This is a genomic window from Moraxella sp. CTOTU48841 (assembly GCF_032061225.1).
GTDB classification, from domain to species: Bacteria; Pseudomonadota; Gammaproteobacteria; order Pseudomonadales; family Moraxellaceae; genus Faucicola; species Faucicola cinerea.
Window position 1 is genome coordinate 43,307 of the sequence record NZ_DAMBFQ010000010.1, and the last position, 20,595, is coordinate 63,901.

General features: G+C 44.5%; 19 protein-coding genes. 10 read left to right on the top strand and 9 right to left on the bottom strand.

Annotated features, from left to right (window positions below; translation table 11 throughout):
• Positions 1–27: 27 nt before the first annotated feature.
• The 4 genes from RT034_RS09355 to queC form a co-directional block, all read right to left on the bottom strand.
• Positions 28–1,152 carry a mechanosensitive ion channel family protein gene (locus tag RT034_RS09355; protein ID WP_409566363.1) on the bottom strand — a complete coding sequence of 375 codons (1,125 nt, stop codon included), beginning with the start codon at positions 1,150–1,152 and terminating at the stop codon, positions 28–30.
• Between the two features lie 82 nt (positions 1,153–1,234).
• The gene (locus tag RT034_RS09360; protein ID WP_313016113.1) at positions 1,235–1,735 is read right to left on the bottom strand and encodes a peroxiredoxin; all 501 of its coding nucleotides are present in this window, start codon (positions 1,733–1,735) and stop codon (positions 1,235–1,237) included.
• Between the two features lie 145 nt (positions 1,736–1,880).
• Positions 1,881–2,195 (bottom strand): hypothetical protein, encoded by a 315-nt coding sequence (locus tag RT034_RS09365; protein ID WP_036589692.1) that lies wholly within the window; start codon positions 2,193–2,195, stop codon positions 1,881–1,883.
• Between the two features lie 107 nt (positions 2,196–2,302).
• Positions 2,303–3,013, bottom strand: a complete 711-nt coding sequence (gene queC, locus RT034_RS09370) for a 7-cyano-7-deazaguanine synthase QueC (protein ID WP_313016114.1) — start codon at positions 3,011–3,013, stop codon at positions 2,303–2,305.
• 288 nt (positions 3,014–3,301) lie between these two features.
• Between queC and RT034_RS09375 the strand changes: the two genes are divergently transcribed.
• Both RT034_RS09375 and RT034_RS09380 read left to right on the top strand, forming a co-directional pair.
• Positions 3,302–4,177, top strand: coding sequence for a DNA/RNA non-specific endonuclease (locus RT034_RS09375; protein ID WP_313016115.1), 876 nt, complete (start codon positions 3,302–3,304; stop codon positions 4,175–4,177).
• A gap of 60 nt (positions 4,178–4,237) precedes the next feature.
• Entirely contained in the window at positions 4,238–4,507 is a 270-nt protein-coding gene (locus RT034_RS09380) for a hypothetical protein (RefSeq protein ID WP_313016116.1), read from the top strand.
• 52 nt (positions 4,508–4,559) lie between these two features.
• Here RT034_RS09380 and RT034_RS09385 read toward each other — a convergent pair whose 3' ends face one another.
• Positions 4,560–5,330, bottom strand: coding sequence for a MipA/OmpV family protein (locus RT034_RS09385; RefSeq protein ID WP_313016117.1), 771 nt, complete (start codon positions 5,328–5,330; stop codon positions 4,560–4,562).
• Between the two features lie 261 nt (positions 5,331–5,591).
• Between RT034_RS09385 and RT034_RS09390 the strand changes: the two genes are divergently transcribed.
• From RT034_RS09390 to RT034_RS09400, 3 genes are all read left to right on the top strand, one after another.
• On the top strand, positions 5,592–6,767 hold the full coding sequence (locus RT034_RS09390; RefSeq protein ID WP_313016118.1) for a metal ABC transporter solute-binding protein, Zn/Mn family: 1,176 nt from the start codon (positions 5,592–5,594) through the stop codon (positions 6,765–6,767).
• Between the two features lie 204 nt (positions 6,768–6,971).
• A complete protein-coding gene (locus tag RT034_RS09395; RefSeq protein WP_313016119.1) occupies positions 6,972–7,766 on the top strand; it encodes a metal ABC transporter ATP-binding protein in 795 nt (264 codons plus the stop codon).
• A 63-nt stretch (positions 7,767–7,829) separates the two neighbouring features.
• Positions 7,830–8,708, top strand: coding sequence for a metal ABC transporter permease (locus RT034_RS09400; protein WP_313016120.1), 879 nt, complete (start codon positions 7,830–7,832; stop codon positions 8,706–8,708).
• Positions 8,709–8,784: 76 nt separating this feature from the next.
• Here RT034_RS09400 and mnmA read toward each other — a convergent pair whose 3' ends face one another.
• Positions 8,785–9,960, bottom strand: coding sequence for a tRNA 2-thiouridine(34) synthase MnmA (gene mnmA, locus RT034_RS09405; RefSeq protein WP_313016121.1), 1,176 nt, complete (start codon positions 9,958–9,960; stop codon positions 8,785–8,787).
• A gap of 260 nt (positions 9,961–10,220) precedes the next feature.
• On the opposite strand from mnmA, the gene RT034_RS09410 reads away from it, so the two are divergent.
• Positions 10,221–11,333 carry a metallophosphoesterase gene (locus RT034_RS09410; RefSeq protein ID WP_313016122.1) on the top strand — a complete coding sequence of 371 codons (1,113 nt, stop codon included), beginning with the start codon at positions 10,221–10,223 and terminating at the stop codon, positions 11,331–11,333.
• 72 nt (positions 11,334–11,405) lie between these two features.
• On the opposite strand, the gene RT034_RS09415 is transcribed toward RT034_RS09410, so the two are convergent.
• A complete protein-coding gene (locus tag RT034_RS09415) occupies positions 11,406–11,963 on the bottom strand; it encodes a TetR/AcrR family transcriptional regulator (RefSeq protein ID WP_313016123.1) in 558 nt (185 codons plus the stop codon).
• Positions 11,964–12,258: 295 nt separating this feature from the next.
• Here RT034_RS09415 and RT034_RS09420 point away from each other — a divergent pair, with 295 nt between their 5' ends.
• From RT034_RS09420 to RT034_RS09430, 3 genes are all read left to right on the top strand, one after another.
• Complete coding sequence (locus tag RT034_RS09420) at positions 12,259–13,560, top strand: HlyD family efflux transporter periplasmic adaptor subunit (RefSeq protein ID WP_313016124.1); 1,302 nt, start codon at positions 12,259–12,261, stop codon at positions 13,558–13,560.
• Positions 13,561–13,568: 8 nt separating this feature from the next.
• Positions 13,569–15,146: a DHA2 family efflux MFS transporter permease subunit gene (locus RT034_RS09425; RefSeq protein ID WP_313016125.1), complete on the top strand. Its 1,578-nt coding sequence runs from the start codon at positions 13,569–13,571 to the stop codon at positions 15,144–15,146.
• Positions 15,147–15,299: 153 nt separating this feature from the next.
• Entirely contained in the window at positions 15,300–17,348 is a 2,049-nt protein-coding gene (locus RT034_RS09430) for a potassium transporter Kup (protein ID WP_313016126.1), read from the top strand.
• Positions 17,349–17,419: 71 nt separating this feature from the next.
• Here the strand turns inward: RT034_RS09430 and xseB are convergent, their stop codons facing one another.
• Positions 17,420–17,614 (bottom strand): exodeoxyribonuclease VII small subunit, encoded by a 195-nt coding sequence (xseB, locus tag RT034_RS09435; protein ID WP_172460490.1) that lies wholly within the window; start codon positions 17,612–17,614, stop codon positions 17,420–17,422.
• Between the two features lie 23 nt (positions 17,615–17,637).
• Positions 17,638–19,155, bottom strand: coding sequence for an exodeoxyribonuclease VII large subunit (gene xseA, locus RT034_RS09440; protein WP_313016127.1), 1,518 nt, complete (start codon positions 19,153–19,155; stop codon positions 17,638–17,640).
• A 277-nt stretch (positions 19,156–19,432) separates the two neighbouring features.
• Here xseA and RT034_RS09445 point away from each other — a divergent pair, with 277 nt between their 5' ends.
• Complete coding sequence (locus RT034_RS09445) at positions 19,433–20,563, top strand: sulfate ABC transporter substrate-binding protein (protein WP_313016128.1); 1,131 nt, start codon at positions 19,433–19,435, stop codon at positions 20,561–20,563.
• Positions 20,564–20,595: the final 32 nt, after the last annotated feature.

Here is a 20,595-nt window from a genome sequence, read left to right on the forward strand (position 1 = left end):
AAAGGACAAATGACAGAATGTCTGAAATTATGGGGAAGTTTTTACCGATGGGGCTACTTCGTTTGGCATTGCGCTTGGCATTAAAAGCTGCATATGAGGATAAGGTGTAGCAATGCTGGCATCATCTAGTGCTACTTTGATTTGTTCGCGTAGATTTTCTTTGATAAATGGCATTCGAGACACGTGTGGCGGATTGACCCAAAACCGCACAATAAAAAACACCCCAAAATCGCCAATTTTGTCCACTGTCGCTGTGGGCGCAGGACGCTCTAATATCTCTTTGGTGTTGGCTAAAATATCAAGAATGATAGCGCGAGCGCTTTCAATATCCGCTTCCAACGCGATACGCACTTCAATATCAAAACGAATCAGATTTTTGGCAGTTAAATTAATGACTTCGGCTGAGGCAACGGTTGAATTGGGGAAAATCACGGTGATATTATCACGGGTCAAAATTTGGGTAGTGCGCAGGGCAATTTGCACCACTTTACCTTCTTTTTCATTAATGCTGACCCAATCACCGACTTGAAACGACTGCTCAATCAAAATGGTGATACCGGCAATAAAGTTGGCGAGTGTGGCTTGTGCCGCAAAACCCACTGCGATACCCGCAATTCCAAGACCTGCGACCACGGACACAATATCAAAACCAAATTGCGACATCACCGAGGCAATCCACAATACGATGATGAGCATGGACAACAAATTATGCAGTAGTTGTTCAATCGACGCGTTTAGCCCATAATTTTTGAGCATTTTTTGCATCAAATAACCGAGGTTGTACCACGCCATATAAAAAATCACTGACCAAATACCTGCTTTGGCAGTGGCTTTGACTGTTTCAGGTTCAAAATTAAGCTGACTCATCACCGCAAGCAAACTTGAAAACAACCACATCAACCGTGCGATGAGCCTTAACGATTGGCTGTATTTACTGTCTTTGGCGATAAAACGGGCAGAATTGATGAGCAATAAACTTAACCGATAGACCACGCCCAAAATTGCCAACAGCACCATAATTTTAATGCCTGTACTGGCAAGTTTGGATAGATACAGCGGCCAATTAACCGCTTCATCTTCGAGCGAACCACCGACTGCTTTATAAACGTCATAATACAAGTCGTGATAGATATTTTTAAAAAATTGGTTCACGGACATACAATGAGTGATCTCGAGTCAAAAAATCAAAATAAAAATAATGTAAGGCGTTTGGGTTAATTTAGGTTAGTTTGGGTTAAAGGGTGGGTAATATCGCAAGCAATTTATCCATATGCCCCTTGGCGCGGACATTACGCATCTCATGAACCAGCTTGCCTGCGTTGTCGAAAATTAAGGTTGAACGTACCACGCCAAGACTGACTTTGCCGTACAGTTTTTTTTCGGCAATGATGCCAAAATATTGGCAAAGCTGTTCATCGGTATCACTCACCAGCGCAAAATTAATCTGTTGGTTGGCGATAAATTTTTCATGGCTTTTGACACTATCTCTTGATACGCCAATGACTTGATAGCCAAGCTGCTGCAGTTGAGTCAAATGCTGGCTAAAATCTTGCGCTTGTACACTACAGCCTGAGGTGTTGTCTTTTGGATAAAAGTACAGAATCAAGCCTTTCTCTGACTGTTTGGCATATGCTGGCAGGTTGATTTGGCGCTGGATAAATTGCGGCTGCGCTGTGGCATGACGGCTGGTATCCGCTTCAACCGTGGTGACCAAAAAATTGGGTAGTTGAGTCATGGGCATTTCCCAAGCAAAAATTGAACTAACAATATCAGAAAGCCAGATTGAGTACAAACTTCTTCATGCGACAAAACAAAAAAAGACCAGTAAACAACTGGTCTGGTGGTGCGGCGCTATCGATTATTGACTTGATTGTAGCCGTTTAGGGACGGGCTTTGTTAAATTTAACGCCGTTGCCACACGCTTTCATACGAGCGCTGATGGTTTGGAAAGTTTTGTTTTGGCGAACATCTTTTCCACTTTTTACCCAAGTATCAAGCTCATTTTTTTGCGCTTGGGTGATTTTTGCTTGTTCATCTACCACACAAGTACATACTTTTTTTGCAGAAGCGGCATCAGTGATGTGTTTTTCGGTCATTTGGGTGGCGCAAGCATTGACATATTGTGGGTTGGCGGCATGCGCGGCAAACGGCAAAACCATGCTAGCAAATAGGGTCACGATGGCTGAATGTTTCATAGTTTATCCTCATAAGAGACAGCAGTATAGAACAGCAGGTGTTCAATCGTACAATGGCTAGCTTTACCGTTGACGCAATAAAGCTGGCAGGATTTAATGATGATAGATTACTGATAAATAGTTGGGTCATCTATTTCAGCTTGTAAAAAACCTTGCTGTCGTAAATAACAGCTATCGCAGTGCCCACAGGCTCGCCCTTCGCTATCTGCGCGGTAGCATGACACGGTCAAAGCATAATCAACCCCCAGCGATACCCCCAACTTAATGATTTCTGCTTTACTTAAATGCAACAATGGCGTTGCAATGTGGAGATGATTGCCCATCACACCGGCTTTGGTAGCGAGATTTGCCATCTTTTCAAAGGCTGCAATATATTCAGGACGACAGTCAGGATAGCCTGAGTAATCCACTGCATTGACGCCAATCACAATGGCATTGGACTGTGTCACCTCTGCCAATGCCAGCGCATACGACAAAAAGATGGTATTACGCGCGGGTACATAAGTAATTGGAATGCTGTCATTATGCTGATTATCGCTAAAATCTGTTTGTTTGGCATCGGGTACCACCAGCGAAGCATCGGTCAGCGCTGAGCCACCTAGCTGTGCCAAATCAATATCGATAATACGGTGGTTGACTTGGGCTGTCGCGGCGATTTTTTTGGCGGCATTAAGTTCGCTATTGTGGCGCTGACCGTAGTTAAAGCTTACCGCTGTGACGTTGGCATAATTGGCTTTTGCCCAGTAAAGGCAAGTCACGGAATCTAGCCCGCCCGAGAGTAAGACGACGGCGTTTTGTGGTGTGGTTAATGTACTCATAAAAATTTACTAACGACAAAAAGCGTATTTTATCAGAACTTAAGCAATTGTTAATGGGAAAATATTGGGAGAAAAATAGTCAACGCAATATTAGCCAAAAAACATTTCAAAAAACTGCTATCACTACCAGTAAATATTTGCGTATTCCACTAAAAAAACTTATAAAATAACAAAAAGTTTTAAACCGAGCTTTAAACTACGTTATCCGACACTTTAGCCCGAACCATACCATTGTCGTCATTGTACCATTTTTTATTTTCTTCATTTTTTCTTTGTTTAAGGTCACTCATGATAGTTCAAACCCATTTGATTAGCCATACTGCCATCTTATCAGCCGTGAGTGTTGGCTTGCTGTATTTGACAGGTTGTAGTGTTAAGCCCTCAACCGCCAAGCCCGATAGCAATACTATTACTATCCCTGTCACTATTCCTACCACCCAAGCGAACCCAGATACTCAAGCACTCACCGCGCGTCCGCTAGACAAGGCGCTACAAAAATGCGCCAGCGAGTTTTTGGAGAAAACCCAGCCGACAATGACCGCTAAGCTGTCGCAAAAAACCTATCCACTGTGCTTTAATGGCTTTGCGGTGATGTATTCGGGTGTGACCAAAACCCCTATTTGGGTCGCTGAGCATTTGACGCGACAACGAATAACGGCTGCCAAAACCTTGGTCAGAGAGGATAACTTTCATGAAGAAACTCGCCTGCCAACCGAGGTGCGTAGCTTATTGAGCGATTATACCCGTACCGGATATGACAGAGGGCATTTAGCGCCCAATGCTGATATGGCAAACCCAGACTCACAATTTGACAGTTTTAGTTTGGCCAATATTGCCCCACAAACACCTGATAACAACCGTAAAACTTGGGTAAAAATTGAAACACAAACTCGTAACTTGACCAACCAATACGGCTCAGCCTATGTGGTGACAGGGGTGGCGTTCTTAACACCGGAAGTCAAACGGCTAAAAAATCGCGTGTTGGTGCCATCGCATTTTTTTAAAGCGGTATATTTGCCATCACAACATCAAGCGATGGCATTTTTTAGCCCGAATGATGATAGCGGAACCGTTGAAAAAATTAGCCTAAGCACCCTTAAAAAACGCACTGGGGTAAATGCGTTTCCCAGTTTGCCGAGTAATGTAGCGACTATTGCACCATAACCACAATCAGTAATTAGCAAGTCAAAAACTAGCAAATCAGCAACTAAACAGGGGAAAAAGATGAGTGCTTTTAAACCATTTCAAAATGATAGCCAAAGCGTGGAATTGGGCGAATTTACCCTTGAGAATCAAGGAGAGCAAGTCAATCTATATGGTAGTGCAACGTTTACGTTGGATAAACAAAGTTTAGCCACGGCAAAACAATTGCAAGATGTGTTGAGCCACATCATTGCGTATTTAGAAGCCCATCAAGCGCAAACGGTGGAAAAATCTGCCACGCAACAACAGCAAGCGTCGCACGTGGACGAAGTGAATAACCCTTTTTTATGAATAAAAGAAGCGCAAATCAAACAATTTGCGCTTTTTATGGGCAAGCTAAGCTTTAAAATTGATAATTAAAGCCAATTTTAGTTTTGCTATCGACACGGTTATCAACCAGTGGGCTGTCTTTTTGCTCATCGCTCAAATATTCTAAATGCTGACTGATAAACGCACTCCAGCGTGGTGAAATGGCGTAACTGGCACTGACATTGACATAGGGGGTAACGCTACTATCAGCGTTATAAGCTTTTATCCCGGTGCGTAGCGATTCTTGCTCAGAAACACCAAAGTAGTAGTTGTTGTACTTATCATTGTACCACTGCAGTCCTAACTCAGGATAAATGGTGATTTTATCATCCATTGCTTTAAATCTGCTCAAGTGCGCCACTTTTGCGCTGGTACCATCACTGCGGCCTAACGCATCAGTTTCCAGTTGTGCTTTAAAGCCACCATACGGGGTTATGCGCATATAGCTAGTGCCCACCATAGCAGACCATTTACGCTCATCGAGTCCTTTTAACGCCGCTGTGCTCGCATCGTCTGGATCAAATGAACGGCTATCGTAGCTTGCAGTCAATCGCCATTCGTTTTTTGCATCTTTGTAGGGATAATAACCCGCTTCACTGCCTTCAATGTAGAGTCGATTGTTGTCATAAAATGCCTGTGGCATGATAGTAACATCATTGTCCTTGTCGTACGCATAATGATTGATAGACGCGTTTAACCCCAGTTTAAAGCGGGCATTGGTATCCACTGGCATAGAGGCTGCGTGGGCAAATGTTGTGCCCAACATACTGGCAAGTACCAGACAAGGTGCGAAAAATTGTTTCATAAAAACATCCTGTGAGAGTGGGTCATACAAAAAAGTGCTGACAGGCGTAAAGCGTAGAAAATAACAACCGATTTGCCTGTGAACCATACAGCAAGGTGATAAATTTATTATGGCATAAAAAGGTGAGCGCAAATAGTTGAATTTAAAGCTGCGATAGATGAAATCCAAGGCAGCATAAATCCTTGAGCTACCTTGAGAACACCATTAAAATGTTATAATATAACATTTTAATATTCTCAATACTTGATTTGGCGACCCAGCATGATAAACGCATTGATTAACAAATATGCTTTTTTTAGCCGACCTTTGCTACTACTAAGGCTACTAAAAACCCCCACAATTGCAGGGGTAACATTGACGATGAGCCTATTGGGGGGATTAACAGGCTGCCAAAAGCAAACTGATAATCAATCCACTTCAACGCAATCAGCCTCAAATCAATCCGCATCAAATAGCTCAGCTACAACAGTCTCATCAAACACCGTTATTAATACCCAATTACCCACGGTGTATGCCACTACCAATGTGTGGGGTTCGGTGGCTAAAGCGGTCGGGGGGGATAAAGTTAATGTGATTGTGGGGGTCAATGATTTATCACAAGATCCGCATGATTATCAAGCCACAGCGACCGACAAGCTTAATATCACCAAATCCGCTGTTATGCTGGTCAACGGTGGCGGGTATGATGATTGGGGTATGAGCTTAGCTCAGTCGGTAAGTCACAAACCTGTAGTGATTAATGCCGTAGCACTTTCAGGACTGTCGGCTAACACGGACAATGCGGCAGATGAGTCTGCCAGTGAACAACACCAACACGATACCCAACACGAAATAAAGACCGCTGATCCGCAGCCATCAGATCATCCTCACGTGCCCAGTGAAGGGCATAGTGAAGTACATGGTCACTCGCACGGTGACTTCAATGAGCACGTGTTTTTCTCCCTCGATACAGCAAAAAAAGTGGCTGAAGCGGTCAACAAGCAATTGGCTGCAACATCACCTGCCAATCAAGCAATTTATGCAAAAAATACCCAACACTTTATCCAGCAAATTGATGCGCTTAAAGTCAAAGCCCAACAAATCGGACAGCAAAAAGCCATCACTGCCTTTGCTACTGAGCCTGTCATCGGGTATTTGCTAGCCGATATGGGCATCAAGGATGTGACACCAAAAGCCTATGTCGTTCAATCAGAGACGGATGCAGGGGTGTCGGTCAAAGTGCTCAATGACAGCAAAAGCCTGCTGAGCAATAAACAAGTCGGTTTGTTGGTGGTCAATGCCCAGACCGAGGATGCTACCTCAAAGCAACTAATCACATTGGCGAAGGCATCAACAGTCCCAGTTGTGGCGGTCTATGAAACCCTTCCCGATGGCGTGACAAGCTATACGCAATTTATTGAAAAAACTCTGGATGATTTTGCGGCAGCGACGCGCTAATTTTAACTAGCCTAAAAATTTTAGATTACCCATTAACGCATTTGGGGAAAAATTTGCGTTAATTGGTATAGTATTGGCTGGTTATCGCTTATAATGCTTAATTTTTAGCCCAGATTTTTTGCAATGTGATATTGCCAATCAACCATCCTTGCCTTTAGGATCTTGTCATTAGCATCTTGCCGTTAGGATGAAGAAGTAGCCACCATGCCCATGTCAACCACCAAAATAGCCAATAGCGAGCGGCAGTTTGCGCAGGCCATTCATTGCCAATCGTTTGTCAAACTGCCCCAATCACAGCAAGTCGTTTTGCAAGTCAAAGATGGCAGTATGCACTTTGGACAACGTCTGCTCTGGCAGGATGTCAATTTTTCGATTTTATCGGGTGAATTTGTGGCATTGCTTGGCGCCAATGGGACAGGCAAGACCACACTGCTGCGAAGTTTACTCAAACTTGTGCCACTATCAAGTGGTTCAATCACGCTTGGCAAAGATATTCGAGTGGGCTATGTGCCTCAGCTCAAAGACTTTGCGCCAAAACTACCGATTCGGGGTAGGGACTTGGTGCAGCTAGGGCTGGATGGGGAAAATTATCTGTTTGGTCTGTTTAGCCCCAAAAAAACCTTGGGTGGTTTTTGGCAGACAGCAAAACAAAAAAAATATTTGGTGGATAAAGCCATTGCGGAAGTCGGCGGTGAGTCATTTTGTGATGCGCCGCTTACCATGCTCTCGGGTGGTGAGCAGCAGCGCATGCGTATCGCCCAAGCCTTGGTCGCTGAGCCTGATGTTTTGTTGATGGATGAGCCGCTGCTGAGCCTTGATGTGGCAAGCCAATATGTGGTCAGTGATATTTTAGCCCATCGCAAACAGGCGCATCATACCGCGATTTTGATGATTAGTCATGAACTCGAACCGATTATACCTTTGGTAGATAAAGTGCTGCGCCTTGAAAATGCCACTGCCAACCTCGGTGGTATCGACTTAATCAATCGATTTCGCTAATTTATTTGCTTCAATCAAAAACAAGCCATCACATTCGATGGTTTTTTAACTTTTGGAAATTACATGCTGCTCACGACTTGGCTACATACCATCATCAATTTTGATAACTTTGCTGAGCTGTTGCCCTTGGTATCAACATCCATTGTGGCTGCGGTATTGTTGGGTGTGATGGCGGGATTCATTGGACCGATGGTACAGGCACGGGATATGGCGTTTGCCGTGCATGGGACAGCAGAGCTGTCATTTGCAGGGGCGGCGTGTGCCTTATGGTTAGGGTCTTCAGTGACGCTAGGCGCCGTCATTGGGGCGGTGACGGCTGGCATGGTGCTGGGTATCATGGGTATTGATGGCAAAAACCGCAACTCAGTGGTGGGTATTTTGTTGCCATTCGGGCTTGGGCTCGGGGTGTTGTTTTTATCCTTGTATCAAGGTCGCTCCTCCAATAAATTTGGCTTATTAACCGGGCAGATTGTTGCAATCACGCCCACTGAATTGCAGTCAATGCTAGTGGTCGCGGTGATTGTGCTATCAATCATTGCCATATTTGGTCAGCGTATGTTATTTGCCGCAGTTGACCCGCAAGTTGCCCAAGCGCAGCATTTGAATTTAACATTTTTATCCTTGCTGTTTATGTTTGCGCTGAGTCTTGTGGTGGCGGTAAGTGTGCAGTTTGTCGGTGCATTGCTGTTATTATCGTTACTCATCACGCCTGCGGCAGCGGCAAGTCAAGTGACGGCTAGACCTATCTATGTCTATTTGTTGTCCATGCTGTTTGCCATCACCGCTGGGGTCGGCGGGATATTACTGTCGTTAGGACCTGGGCTGCCGATTTCACCCTATATCACTACCATTTCATTTGTGATTTATTTAAGCTGCTGGGGAATTGGCTACCTACGAAAAAAAGCAGGGTGGAACAAACGCCTAGCCGCAAACTTTTCTTAATCAACAGGGTATAAAAAAAGCGCAAATGATATCAATTTGCGCTGTTTGTGTCTTAGTGTATATTAAACTTTAAACTTTAAACTTCCGCCAGGCTAGTAGGGGCATCAATGGTCTGAATCACGCCACCGCCTAAACAGATGTCATCTTGATAAAACACACAAGACTGACCCGGTGTCACCGCGCGCTGTGGCTCGTCAAACACCACTTTTATGGTGTCACCCGTTTCATCAAGGGCAAAAACTGTACAGGCTTGATCGGGCTGACGATAGCGGGTTTTGGCGGTACAGCGATAACCTTGAGCAGTAAACAATTGGGTGGGTGCATCAACCACCCAGTCAAGCTTATAAGCAGTCAATTCATTGGATTGTAACATCGGATGGTCATGCCCTTGACCGACAATCAGGCGATTATTATCCAAGTCTTTGTGCAACACAAACCAAGGCGCCTCATCTCTATCTTTGACCCCACCAATACCAATACCGCCACGTTGACCAAGTGTGTAATACATTAAGCCATCGTGGGTGCCGATTTTTTTGCCATCATCGGTATAGATATCGCCTTTTTGAGCGGGCAAATATTGCTGTAAAAAGTCTTTAAAGCGTCGCTCGCCGATAAAGCAAATACCCGTAGAGTCTTTTTTCTTCGCTGTCGCTAAATCATACTGCTCGGCAATACGGCGTACTTCAGGTTTTTCTAACTCACCCACAGGGAACAAGGTTTTGGCGATTTTATCGCCTGCCACCGCGTGCAGAAAATAGCTTTGGTCTTTATTGTTATCAAGTCCGCGCAGTAGTGGCGCTTTGCCATTTTCATCGCTAAAACCGCGGCGCGCATAGTGACCGGTGGCAATATAATCCGCCCCCAAGGTTAACGCATAATCCAAAAAGGCTTTAAACTTGACTTCTTTGTTGCATAAAATATCAGGATTTGGGGTGCGACCGGCGCTATATTCCGCCAAAAAATGCTCAAATACGCGATCCCAATATTCCATGGCAAAGTTGGCGGTATGCAGTTTAATACCGATTTTATCCGCCACCGCTTGCGCATCGGCAAGGTCAGTCATGGCGGTACAATATTCGGTACCGTCATCTTCTTCCCAGTTTTTCATAAACAAGCCTTCAACGTCAAAGCCCGCTTGTTTGAGCAAAACAGCGGTGACAGAAGAATCAACGCCCCCTGACATCCCCACAATGACGCGGGTTTGGGCAGGGCTCGCGATATCAGATAAATTAACAGCAGTTGAATAAGTCATAATTTTTAAAAGTGCCAAAAGCGTTATTATAGCAAATTTATTGCTTGTTAAAAATCAATAAACCTGCCACAATACCGTTATCGGATGAGCCGATATCGAAAAAACCCAACTTATTCTCGTAAGTTGGGTTTTTTAATGGGCAAATTATATTAATTGATTTTTTCAAATTCACTGATTGACTTTAATAGATAAAGCGACATTGTAAATTCACAAACATTCTTTATATAACCTTTACTTATGATAAAAAATTTGGGGCTGGTATGCGTTGGATATTTCTGACCGTCATTGTATTGTTGTTTGAATTGTTTACTTATGGGGCAGGGCGGGGGCTGCAGTGGTGGGCAGGGTCTTGGTTATCCGATCGGTCTTCTCGTTATTTGATGATTAGTCTATTTGTGATGAGTAATGCGTTATTGGTATTTGGCATCGCACGATTGACGAGCTTTGGGCTTAAGCTGTCTATGACTTGGCTGACTATTTTGTGGTTTGTCATCATGTCGATGGTGGCGGTGGGTATTATCAATTTGGTGTTGATGAAAGTTGCTCCGCAATTTTTTAATGCCGTGAGTTATCAAATCTACGGGGAACGCATTTTGTTGCCGCTGGTGTTTTTTGGCATGGTGTTGATGGGTATTTATAATGCTTATACACCCACCATTCGTCATATCAGCTTGACTGCTAATCAGCCACTTGCCAAACCGATTCGGATTGGGATGGTTTCAGACTTGCATTTGGGTCTAATGGTCGGTGAGCGGCAAATTAACCGATTAACCGATATGGTAAAAGCACAGGACGTGCAACTGCTGCTCATGCCTGGCGATATCATGGATGATAATGTTGATTACTATACCTCGCAAAATATGCAACCAGCACTACAGCAACTAGCAAGTGCAGTGCCAATGGGCGCGTATGCCACGCTAGGTAATCATGATATGTATGGGCATGAAGGCGAGATTCGCGATGCGATCCAAAAAGCCAATATCACCTTATTGGCAGATGATAAAGTGTTGGTTGATAATCAGTTTTGGTTGGTAGGAAGGCTGGATAATCATGCCAGTTATCGTAAAACGACCAAGGACTTAATGCCGTCAAATACGGATAAGCCGATTATTTTACTTGACCATGAGCCCAATGAGATTGAACAAAACGTACAATTACCGATTGATTTGCAAGTGTCTGGACATACCCATAATGGGCAAATATTTCCTGCCAATTTCATTGTCAAATTCTTAAATCGTTTGGGTTACGGCTATGAACGTATCAACAATACCGATGTGATTGTAAGCTCGGGGTATGGTTTTTGGGGTGTGCCGTTTCGACTGGGCTCGCAAGCGGAGCTTTGGGTAATTGATTTAGTCGGTAAAAAATCCTAAATCTAGTTTTAGCGCTTAAAACTGGCTGCTAATGAGCGTATCGAGGTTATTGTAAATTATGGTGATGAGAGATTACTGTATAGACACTGTCTGCACCATCAGTTGTATATTGCTACGAATATCCTCGAGTGACATTTGGTGGTCTTGCTGTAGGCAGTAACTTAAATTATTTAATATAATCCCTGCATACGTATGCCCTTGAAACTCCAAGTCGCCTGGGCGTCCATGACGCTTGGCATGCTCAATATAATTTTGTTTGATTAACGCATACATATCATCATATAAATGGATATTGGGGGTTTTGATTTGCCAAAAAGCCAGTATGCGTTGTTTTTGCGCGTGTATAAACGCCCAAAATTGTTCCAAACACATCAGTAAATTTTCTTGACTGGCGACACTAAAGCGTTCAGTTAAAAACTTCTCATACACTTGGCGAAAATTACTCACCATTTTCTCTGCCAACGCCTCTTTACTGGCGTAATGACGATAAAAGGTTGAGCGGTTGATCGCTGCAGTATCTAAAATATCTTGGACGGTGATGGCGCGGTAAGGTTTCTGCTGCAGTAATGCCAGAAAAGCTTGCTCGATATGTTGTTCAGTCTTAATGACCCGTAAATCATTTTCGTTCATCGCTTCTTGGTATCCTTACGCTCTTTATCTTACGCTTTATGTCTTAGCCTTTAAATTTTAGCAATCGGACGAATCGCGCAAAATTTTTACAATAAACAACATTATCTACCTAACTGTATTCTTATGCAACATTTATGTTTTATTTGATGCTTGAAGGCTGTTTAGGATAGTTTTATATTGCCACCCATTAAGCATATTAAATTACATAATCGAGGTATTTTCTAGCATAAATCCGTCTGTCAACCGTCGGATTTTTTAGATTTTGCCACTCAAGTTTAGCGATAAGGACGAAAAAATGGCTGAAACCATGCCGACTGGGGTTGATGATAGCCCTGAACCAGCACCGACCCCAGAATCTACGCATAACACAACCCAACGCCCCGCCAAATCCAAACGTAAAAAAAACCTATTGTTATTTACCTTGATTGTTTTAGCGATTGCTGCGGTGACGTTATGGCTATACTTCACCCAATGGCGCTACCAAGTCAGTACCGAAGACGCCTATGTGAGCGGCAACCAAGTACAAATCAACGCGCAAATATCGGGAACGGTGACAGCAATTGGGGTCAATGACACGGATATGGTCAAAGCCGGGCAAACCTTGGTGGCGTTAGATCAAGCGGATAATGGCTTAGCCCTTGAAACCGCCAAGGCACAATTGCGCACAGCAATCAGACAGTACAAAACCCAAACCGCAACCATCCAACAAGCTGATGTCAATATCTCGCAAGCGCAAACTGCGATGAATGAAGTGCAATCACAAATTGAATCGGCGAAAATTGCGCTGCTTGCGGCACAATCTGACTATCAACGCCGCGCCGCTTTGATGGCAAGTCAAGCGGTATCGCAAGAAGAAGTCCAGCATGCTGCCGACACTGTCAAAAAAGCCCAAGCCCAGCTCGACGCGGCAGTTGCCAAGCAAGCCACCGCTCGCTCTGCGGTTGTGACTGCCCAAGCGCAGCGCAATGTGACAATCGCCAATCTGGGTAAAAATGATGTACTGTCACAACCTGCGGTGCAAACCGCGATAGCAAATATCCAAACCGCTTGGCTCAATCTCAACCGTACCCAGATCGTGGCGCCCATCGATGGGCAAATTGCCAAACGCGGTGTGCAATTAGGTCAAAAAATCAGCGCAGGCACGCCTTTGATGGTGATTGTGCCGTTACATGATTTGTGGGTCGATGCCAATTTTAAAGAAAGCCAAATTAAAGATATTCACCTAGGTCAAGCGGTGAATTTAACATCAGATATCTATGGTAAAGAGGTTATTTATCATGGCAAAGTGATTGGCTTATCAGCAGGGACGGGCAGTGCGTTCTCGGTTTTGCCTGCCCAAAACGCCACCGGTAACTGGATCAAAGTCACCCAGCGTCTGCCTGTACGAATTGCACTCGATAGCAAAGAGTTACAACAGCATCCGCTACGCGTGGGGCTGAGTATGCATGCCGAGCTTGATAGCCGAGACCAACAAGGCAAACCGCAGGTGGCTACCGCGACCGCTAGCAACAAACCGGTTGCCCAGCTGCAGCCGCAAATCGATATGTCAGGCGCGACCAAAATTATCCAACAAATCATCCAGCAAAACCAATCATGAGGTGAAAAATGGCGGAAGCAATTTCACCCACTATGGATACGAAGCAGGCAGCGGCTAGTAGTCCAGCCCGTAGTCAGCTAAATCAACCCGCGCCTTTATCAGGGATGCCACTTGCGATTGTGACATTTGCCCTATCGATGGCGGTGTTTATGATGGTGCTCGATTCGACCATTGCCAATGTGGCATTACCGACCATCGCAGGGGATTTGGGTGCGGCGACCTCGCAAGGTACATGGGTGATTACCATGTTTGCTGTTTCCAACGCGATATCTATTCCACTCACAGGGTGGTTGGCTCGTCAGTATGGCTCGGTCAAAGTGTTTTTGGTGTCGGCAAGTTTATTTGTGTTTTGTTCATGGCTATGTGGGGTGTCGCATAGTTTGACGATGCTGATTATTGCCAGGGTAGCGCAAGGCGCAGTAGCAGGTCCGATGATTCCACTGGCACAAAGTCTATTATTACAGTCTTTTCCGCTTGAAAAACGGGCGATGGCGCTTGGATTGTTTGCTATGGTGGTCGTCACCGCGCCGATATTAGGCCCGATTTTGGGTGGCTATATCTGCGACAACTATCACTGGGGCTGGATATTTTTTATCAATATTCCGATTGGTATTGTCGCCATTATTTTGGCATGGCAACAACTTAAAAACCGCGAAACACCTGTTATCAAGACTGATATTGATAAAGTAGGCCTTGTTTTGATGATTGTCGGGGTGGGTGCACTGCAGTTTTTCTTGGATCGAGGGCGTGAGCTCGATTGGTTCGCTTCCCCTGAAATTATTGCTTTAGCCATCATTAGCGTTTTATGTTTGAGTTATTTGATAATTTGGGAGCGCGGTGAAGAACATCCAATTATTGATTTGTCGATTTTTCAAGACCGCAATTTTACCATTGGCACATTGGTGATTAGCTTGGCATTTTTGCTATATATGGGCGCCATTGTGCTACTGCCCGTCATGCTGCAGCAAACCATGGGTTATACCGCGGTTTGGGCAGGGTTGGCAGCGGCACCGATTGGTATTTTTCCGGTGTTGTTGACGCCCTTAATCGGTAAATATGCGCGAAACATCGATATGCGCATCTTGGTGACGTTAAGTTTTTTAATCTATTGTGCGACCTTTGTATGGCGCAGTGATTTTAATCCGCAGATGACATTTTGGGATGTGTTTTGGCCGCAGTTTATCCAAGGACTGGGTACCGCCATGTTTTTTATGCCCTTAACTACCATTGCGCTCTCCAACATTTCGCATGATAAAATGGCGGCAGCGACAGGGATTTTTACCTTTGTGAGAACCTTGGCGGGCGGAATTGGCGCTTCAATGGTGATGACTGTGTGGGAAAGACGCAGCAATCATGCGCATACTTATTTGACCGAAAGTATCACCCAAAATTCCAATTTTGATGCGTGGTCAAACAGCCTGCAAGCGTCTGGCATGAGTTATGAGCAAACGCTGGCGCTCATCAACCAAAATATTAACCAACAGGCGCTGATTATTGGCTCGAATGAGGTCTTTTATCTGTTTGGCTTGGTGTTCTTGTTATTGATTGGTATGATTTGGCTTGCCAAACCGCCATTTCACCATTAAAAATAAAGGTTTAAGCTGCTGTGCTCAAATTGACGCTGATAAAATGTTACTATCGTCAAGTACATAGATAACTTTGGTTACAAAATATAATTTAACCGCAATTTTATAATTCGACTTATAATAATCCATCTTATCAAATTGCGTCGTTAATTTATGAGTAAAGCACATGCTAAAACCTCGGTTCCTGCACTGACATTAGGGGCAATCGGGGTCGTTTATGGCGATATCGGTACCAGTGTACTGTATTCAGTAAAAGAAGTCTTTAATTCTGGTCATGTCGCCTTTAATGTTGCCAATATCTATGGGGTGCTGTCGTTATTTGTATGGACTATCACCATCATCGTCAGTCTCAAGTACATCTCGTTGGTGCTACGCGCCGACAATAAAGGGGAAGGTGGTCTGATTGCGATGCTCGCCTTGGCATCAAGCGCGGTGCGACATCGCCCAAAATTGCACGCAGTCATCATGACCATGGGGATATTTGGTACTTGCTTGTTTTATGGTGATGGGGTGATTACCCCATCCATCTCGGTGCTATCGGCAGTAGAAGGTTTAACGGTGGTATCGCCACGGCTGCATAGTGTGGTAATTCCTGCCACGCTGACCATTTTGTTCTTACTGTTTTTTGTGCAAAAATTTGGTACCAAAGGTATCGGCAAGCTATTTGGACCTGTGATGGTGCTGTGGTTTTTGTTGATTGCTGGTATTGGGGTTTATCATATCCAGCACAATGTCGAAATCTTGCAAGCCATCAACCCCATCTATGCTTATCAGTTTGTGATGACCAATCCGACACTCGCCTTTATCATCTTGGGGGCAGTTGTGTTGTGTGTGACAGGCGGTGAAGCCTTGTATGCCGATATGGGGCATTTTGGCAAAAAACCGATTCGTATCGCCTGGTTTTCCATTGTCATGCCCGCCTTGCTGCTCAATTATTTTGGTCAAGGCGCATTTTTACTGGCCAATCCTGATGGCAAATCCAATCCCTTCTTTTTGATGATTCCAGATGCCATGCGTATCCCCATGGTGGTGATGGCAACTTTAGCGACGGTGATTGCGTCACAAGCGCTGATTTCTGGGGCGTTTAGTATCACCAAACAAGCGGTGCAACTGGGCTTTTTACCGCGTATGCGTATTGTGTATACCAATGTTAAAGAAGTGGGTCAGGTCTATATTCCAGCGATTAACTGGGGCTTATTTATCGCCATTGCGTTTGCTGTGGTGATGTTCAAATCATCGGGTGCGTTAGCCGCCGCTTATGGTATTGCGGTTTGTACGGATATGCTGATTACCACGATATTGACCTTCTTTGTGATTCGCTATGCGTGGAAATACCCTTTGCTACTGTGTATTGCCGCGACTTCATTGTTCTTTGTGGTGGATTTCTTGTTTTGGGCGTCAAATCTGCTGAAGCTCCTCAAAGGCGGCTGGTTCCCATTGTTGTTAGGGGGCGTCATGTTTGTGTTAATGATGACTTGGCGAGATGGGCGTAACTTGGTGAGAATTGCCCATACCACCAGACAAATTAACTTAAAAAATTTCTTGGATGACTTGTTTGGCAGTTTTACCAATAAACGCTTACAAATAGCCTTGGAGTCAACGCAAGGCAAATTAGAAAAGCTGACCCAAGATATTGAAAACGCGCCACTTGAGAATATCCAAGAGCTGCAAAATCAGCAAGCGTTACTGCAAGAGAAAATCTTAATCAACCAGCGCTGCCAAGTGCTCTTTGAAAATATCAAAAAAATCAAAGGCATTGCCGTATTTATGGTGTCTGAAGTCGATATCGTACCCGTGGCGTTGAAACAAAACTTAAAGCACAATAAATGCTTGCATGAATACAATATCTTTGTCACCGTTAATACCTTAGAAACCCCTTGGGTGGGTCTCAGCAAGCGTAGTGAAGTCACCTATTTGGGACACAATTGCTGGAAGGTGGTGCTCAATTTTGGCTTTAAAAATGACCCTGATGTGCCAGATTCACTCAAACACATTCAGCAATTTAACTTTGATTTCGACCCTGCCAAGGTGAGTTATTTCTTATCCCATGAAGCAGTGGTGGCATCTGAAAGCATCAAAGGTATGGCATTATGGCGTGAAAAATTGTTTGCGCATATGCACCGTAATGCCGGTACCGCCGCTGAGTTTCTAAAACTTCCTAGCAACAATGTGGTAGAAATGGGTGCCAAAGTAGAAATTTAAATGCCCAACATAAAAAAGCCATTATCCTTCGATAGTGGCTTTTTCATTCTGCTTTTCTGCTTTATTGAAACTTAGTCTGTTTCAAATGCTTGATTAAGCGAGGCTTCAACGGCATCAATCCGCGCTTGGCATACTTTATAGGCGTCAATGGACTGCTCTACAATAGTCATCAGCGCATCGATGTTGGGCTCTTGGCTATTTTGCAAGCGCTGTGCATTTGTTTTTAGCACCTCATAGGCGCTTTTAAAATCGGTTGGCTCGGTCATGGTTGTTCCTGTTGGTAGATAGGTCAGTTTTTTGGGTGTTTAGCATTGACGGTGGCTTGTAGATAGCCATCTTGTAGTTCAATAGTTATGGTTGAATTGGGTTCAGCTTGGGCAATTGAAGTCATCACCGTATTTAATGCAGGATGGGAGGTTCTGATAATCGCATAACCACGGGTTAATACGGTTGACGGGTGCTGTAACAATGTCATCTCACGCAGTCGATCGGTCGATTGACGAGCCGTGGTGATTTGCTGATAGGCAAGTTGGCGAATCTGTACAAATTGGTTGTCCATGGCAAGTTTAGCGGCAGATAATTGTCGCTGCGCTGCCGATTGTATCTTGGTAAGTTGTTGTTCGCTATCACGGCGTGCCTGCATGATGCTGGATTTAGCAATTTGCTCGATGGTCAAAAAGTGTTGTTTGGCACCTTGGGTAATAGTGAGTAGATGATTGCGAATGCCTGCAATAACTTTGGATGGGGTATCAAAACTTTGATGTGCCACTTCATCTAGCATGACGCGGTCGCGCTCATGACCAATGCCAACCCAGACCGGTATCGGCTGCTCTGCCACTAGCGCGGCAAGTTCGTAATCATTGAGATAGGCCAAATCGCCCACCGCGCCACCACCCCGGATAATCACTATCAAATCTGCAGTAATATGCTGCTTGCTCAGATTTTTCATGCCTTTAATGATGGCTTGACGGATGTCTTCAGGGGCGTGATTGCCTTGAAAGGTGGCGTGCTCATAATGAAAAATACATGCCCCTGTGCTAGCGAGCCTATCGGCATCCGCGCGAAAATCGCCCAACCCTGCGGCTTTTTCAGGCGCGATGACGAGCACATGCTCAATATCAAACGGCATAGGAAGCGATTGATTGAGGTCAAGTAGCCCTTCTTCATACAATCTGGTTAAAATCATTTGGTATTGCTTTGCCAAATCGCCCAGGGTGTAAGTGGGGTCGATATCGACGATGTTTAGCGAAAAGCCATATTGGGCATGGAACGTGGCTGATACTTTGAGCAATACATTCAAGCCTCGCTCAAGGCTCATGCCAGTGTTTTTTTCAAACTTTGACAGTACTTTGGCTGCTTGACCACGCCATAGCGTGCCGCGGCAGCTGGCGGTGACTTTGCCCTCCATATCTTTATCCGCCAATTCAAAATAATAGTGACCGCCTTTGGCTGACAGACTACGGATTTCAGCTTTCACCCAAACGGTATGGGCAAACGTTTCACTAATCACCAACTGCACAGCGGATAGATAATCGCTCAGTGACAATATAGTATCGCTTAATGCCTGTTGCAGTTGGCTGTCGCGGACTTGAATGGCTAATTGTTCGCTAAAGTCACAATCTCTTAAGTTATCAACGCTTAAGTTATCAACACTGCCACGCTTTGCAGTTGCTTTATTGTCATCCTCACTATCGTCAAGCAGCGCCAAAAACACGTCATCAGCCTGATTTAATGGAGTGGTTTGCATATCCAGTCGTGCGAGCTGATCTTCAATTGATTTGATAACGGTTTTGGAAGCTTTTGCCATGGAGTATTCTTGTTAACTAAAAATAAAATTGTAGGCGAAAATGATAACGCTGACAACGTGACATTTGTGATTTAGGTGTGATTCAGGTTTGATAGAGCCTGTTAAGCTGTTAATTTTAAATATTACATTATATTTTATAATGTAATATTCAGAAGTGGAATATGGATACAGAATAATATTGTTTTTGCTTGACGACACTTTTTTTGTAAAATAGTATGAATGAATTTAACATTTAACATTATATATTGATTTTTATACATTGAGATGAGGGGTGACCATGATGACTGTTAATGTTCAACACAAAACCGTAGCCGTGCTATCAAGTCTAGCGTTATTAGGCGTGAGCCTGGCGGGCTGTTCACGTGCGCCCACCCAGCAAGACCAACAAGCCGCTTCAGGTCAAGCCGCCACGCAATCAAATGCAGGTGCGAGCGATAAAGGCGGTATTAAACTGCTCAATGTCTCCTATGACGTCGCGCGTGACTTTTATAAAACCTACAATCCACTGTTTATCAAAGACTACGAAGCCAAAAATAGCGGTAAAACCATTGATATCCAGCAATCGCATGGCGGATCTAGCAAACAAGCGCTCGCAGTTGCCAACGGTCTGCAAGCGGACGTAGTGAGTATGAATCAAGGCTCAGATGTAGAGCTGTTGGTGAAAAAAGGCTTGGTGGCACAAGATTGGCAAAGCCAATTCCCAAACAAAGCAGTCCCTTATACCAGTGCCATCGTGTTTTTGGTGCGTAAAGACAACCCAAAACAAATCAAAGACTGGTCTGATTTGGCAAAACCAGGCGTACAAATCGTACTTGCCAATCCAAAAACCACGGGTAATGGGCGTTATGCTTTCTTAGGCGCGTATGGCTACGGCTTACATAGTTTTAATAAAGATGAAAGCAAAACCAAAAACTTTGTCAAAGAGTTGCTCAAAAACGTGCCGGTGTATGAAAATGGTGGGCGTGCGGCGACTACGACGTTCTTACAACGTCAAATTGGCGATGTGTTAGTCACCTTTGAAAATGAAGCCAATCTCGCGGTTAAACAGTTTGGTAAAGGCGATGTGCAAATTGTCTATCCAAGCTACACTATATCAGCAGAAAACCCTGTGGCGATTGTCAAATCAGTGACCGATAAAAAAGGCACCAACGATGCAGCGAAAGCGTATCTTGATTATTTATGGAGCGAGCCTGCCCAGCAATTGGCGGCAGATTTATATCTTCGCCCAAGCGATGCGGCGGTACTGGCTAAAAATCAAGATAAATTACCCGCGCTTACCACCTTTAGTCCCAATGCCGAATTTGGTAGCTGGACGGATATCATGACCAAATACTTCAAAGATGGGGGTGTCTTTGATCAACTAGCCAGCCCAACGAGCACCATAGCATCGGCACCTGCAGCAAAATAGCTCGCTGTTTTAGCTAACAAAACCAGAGTTCG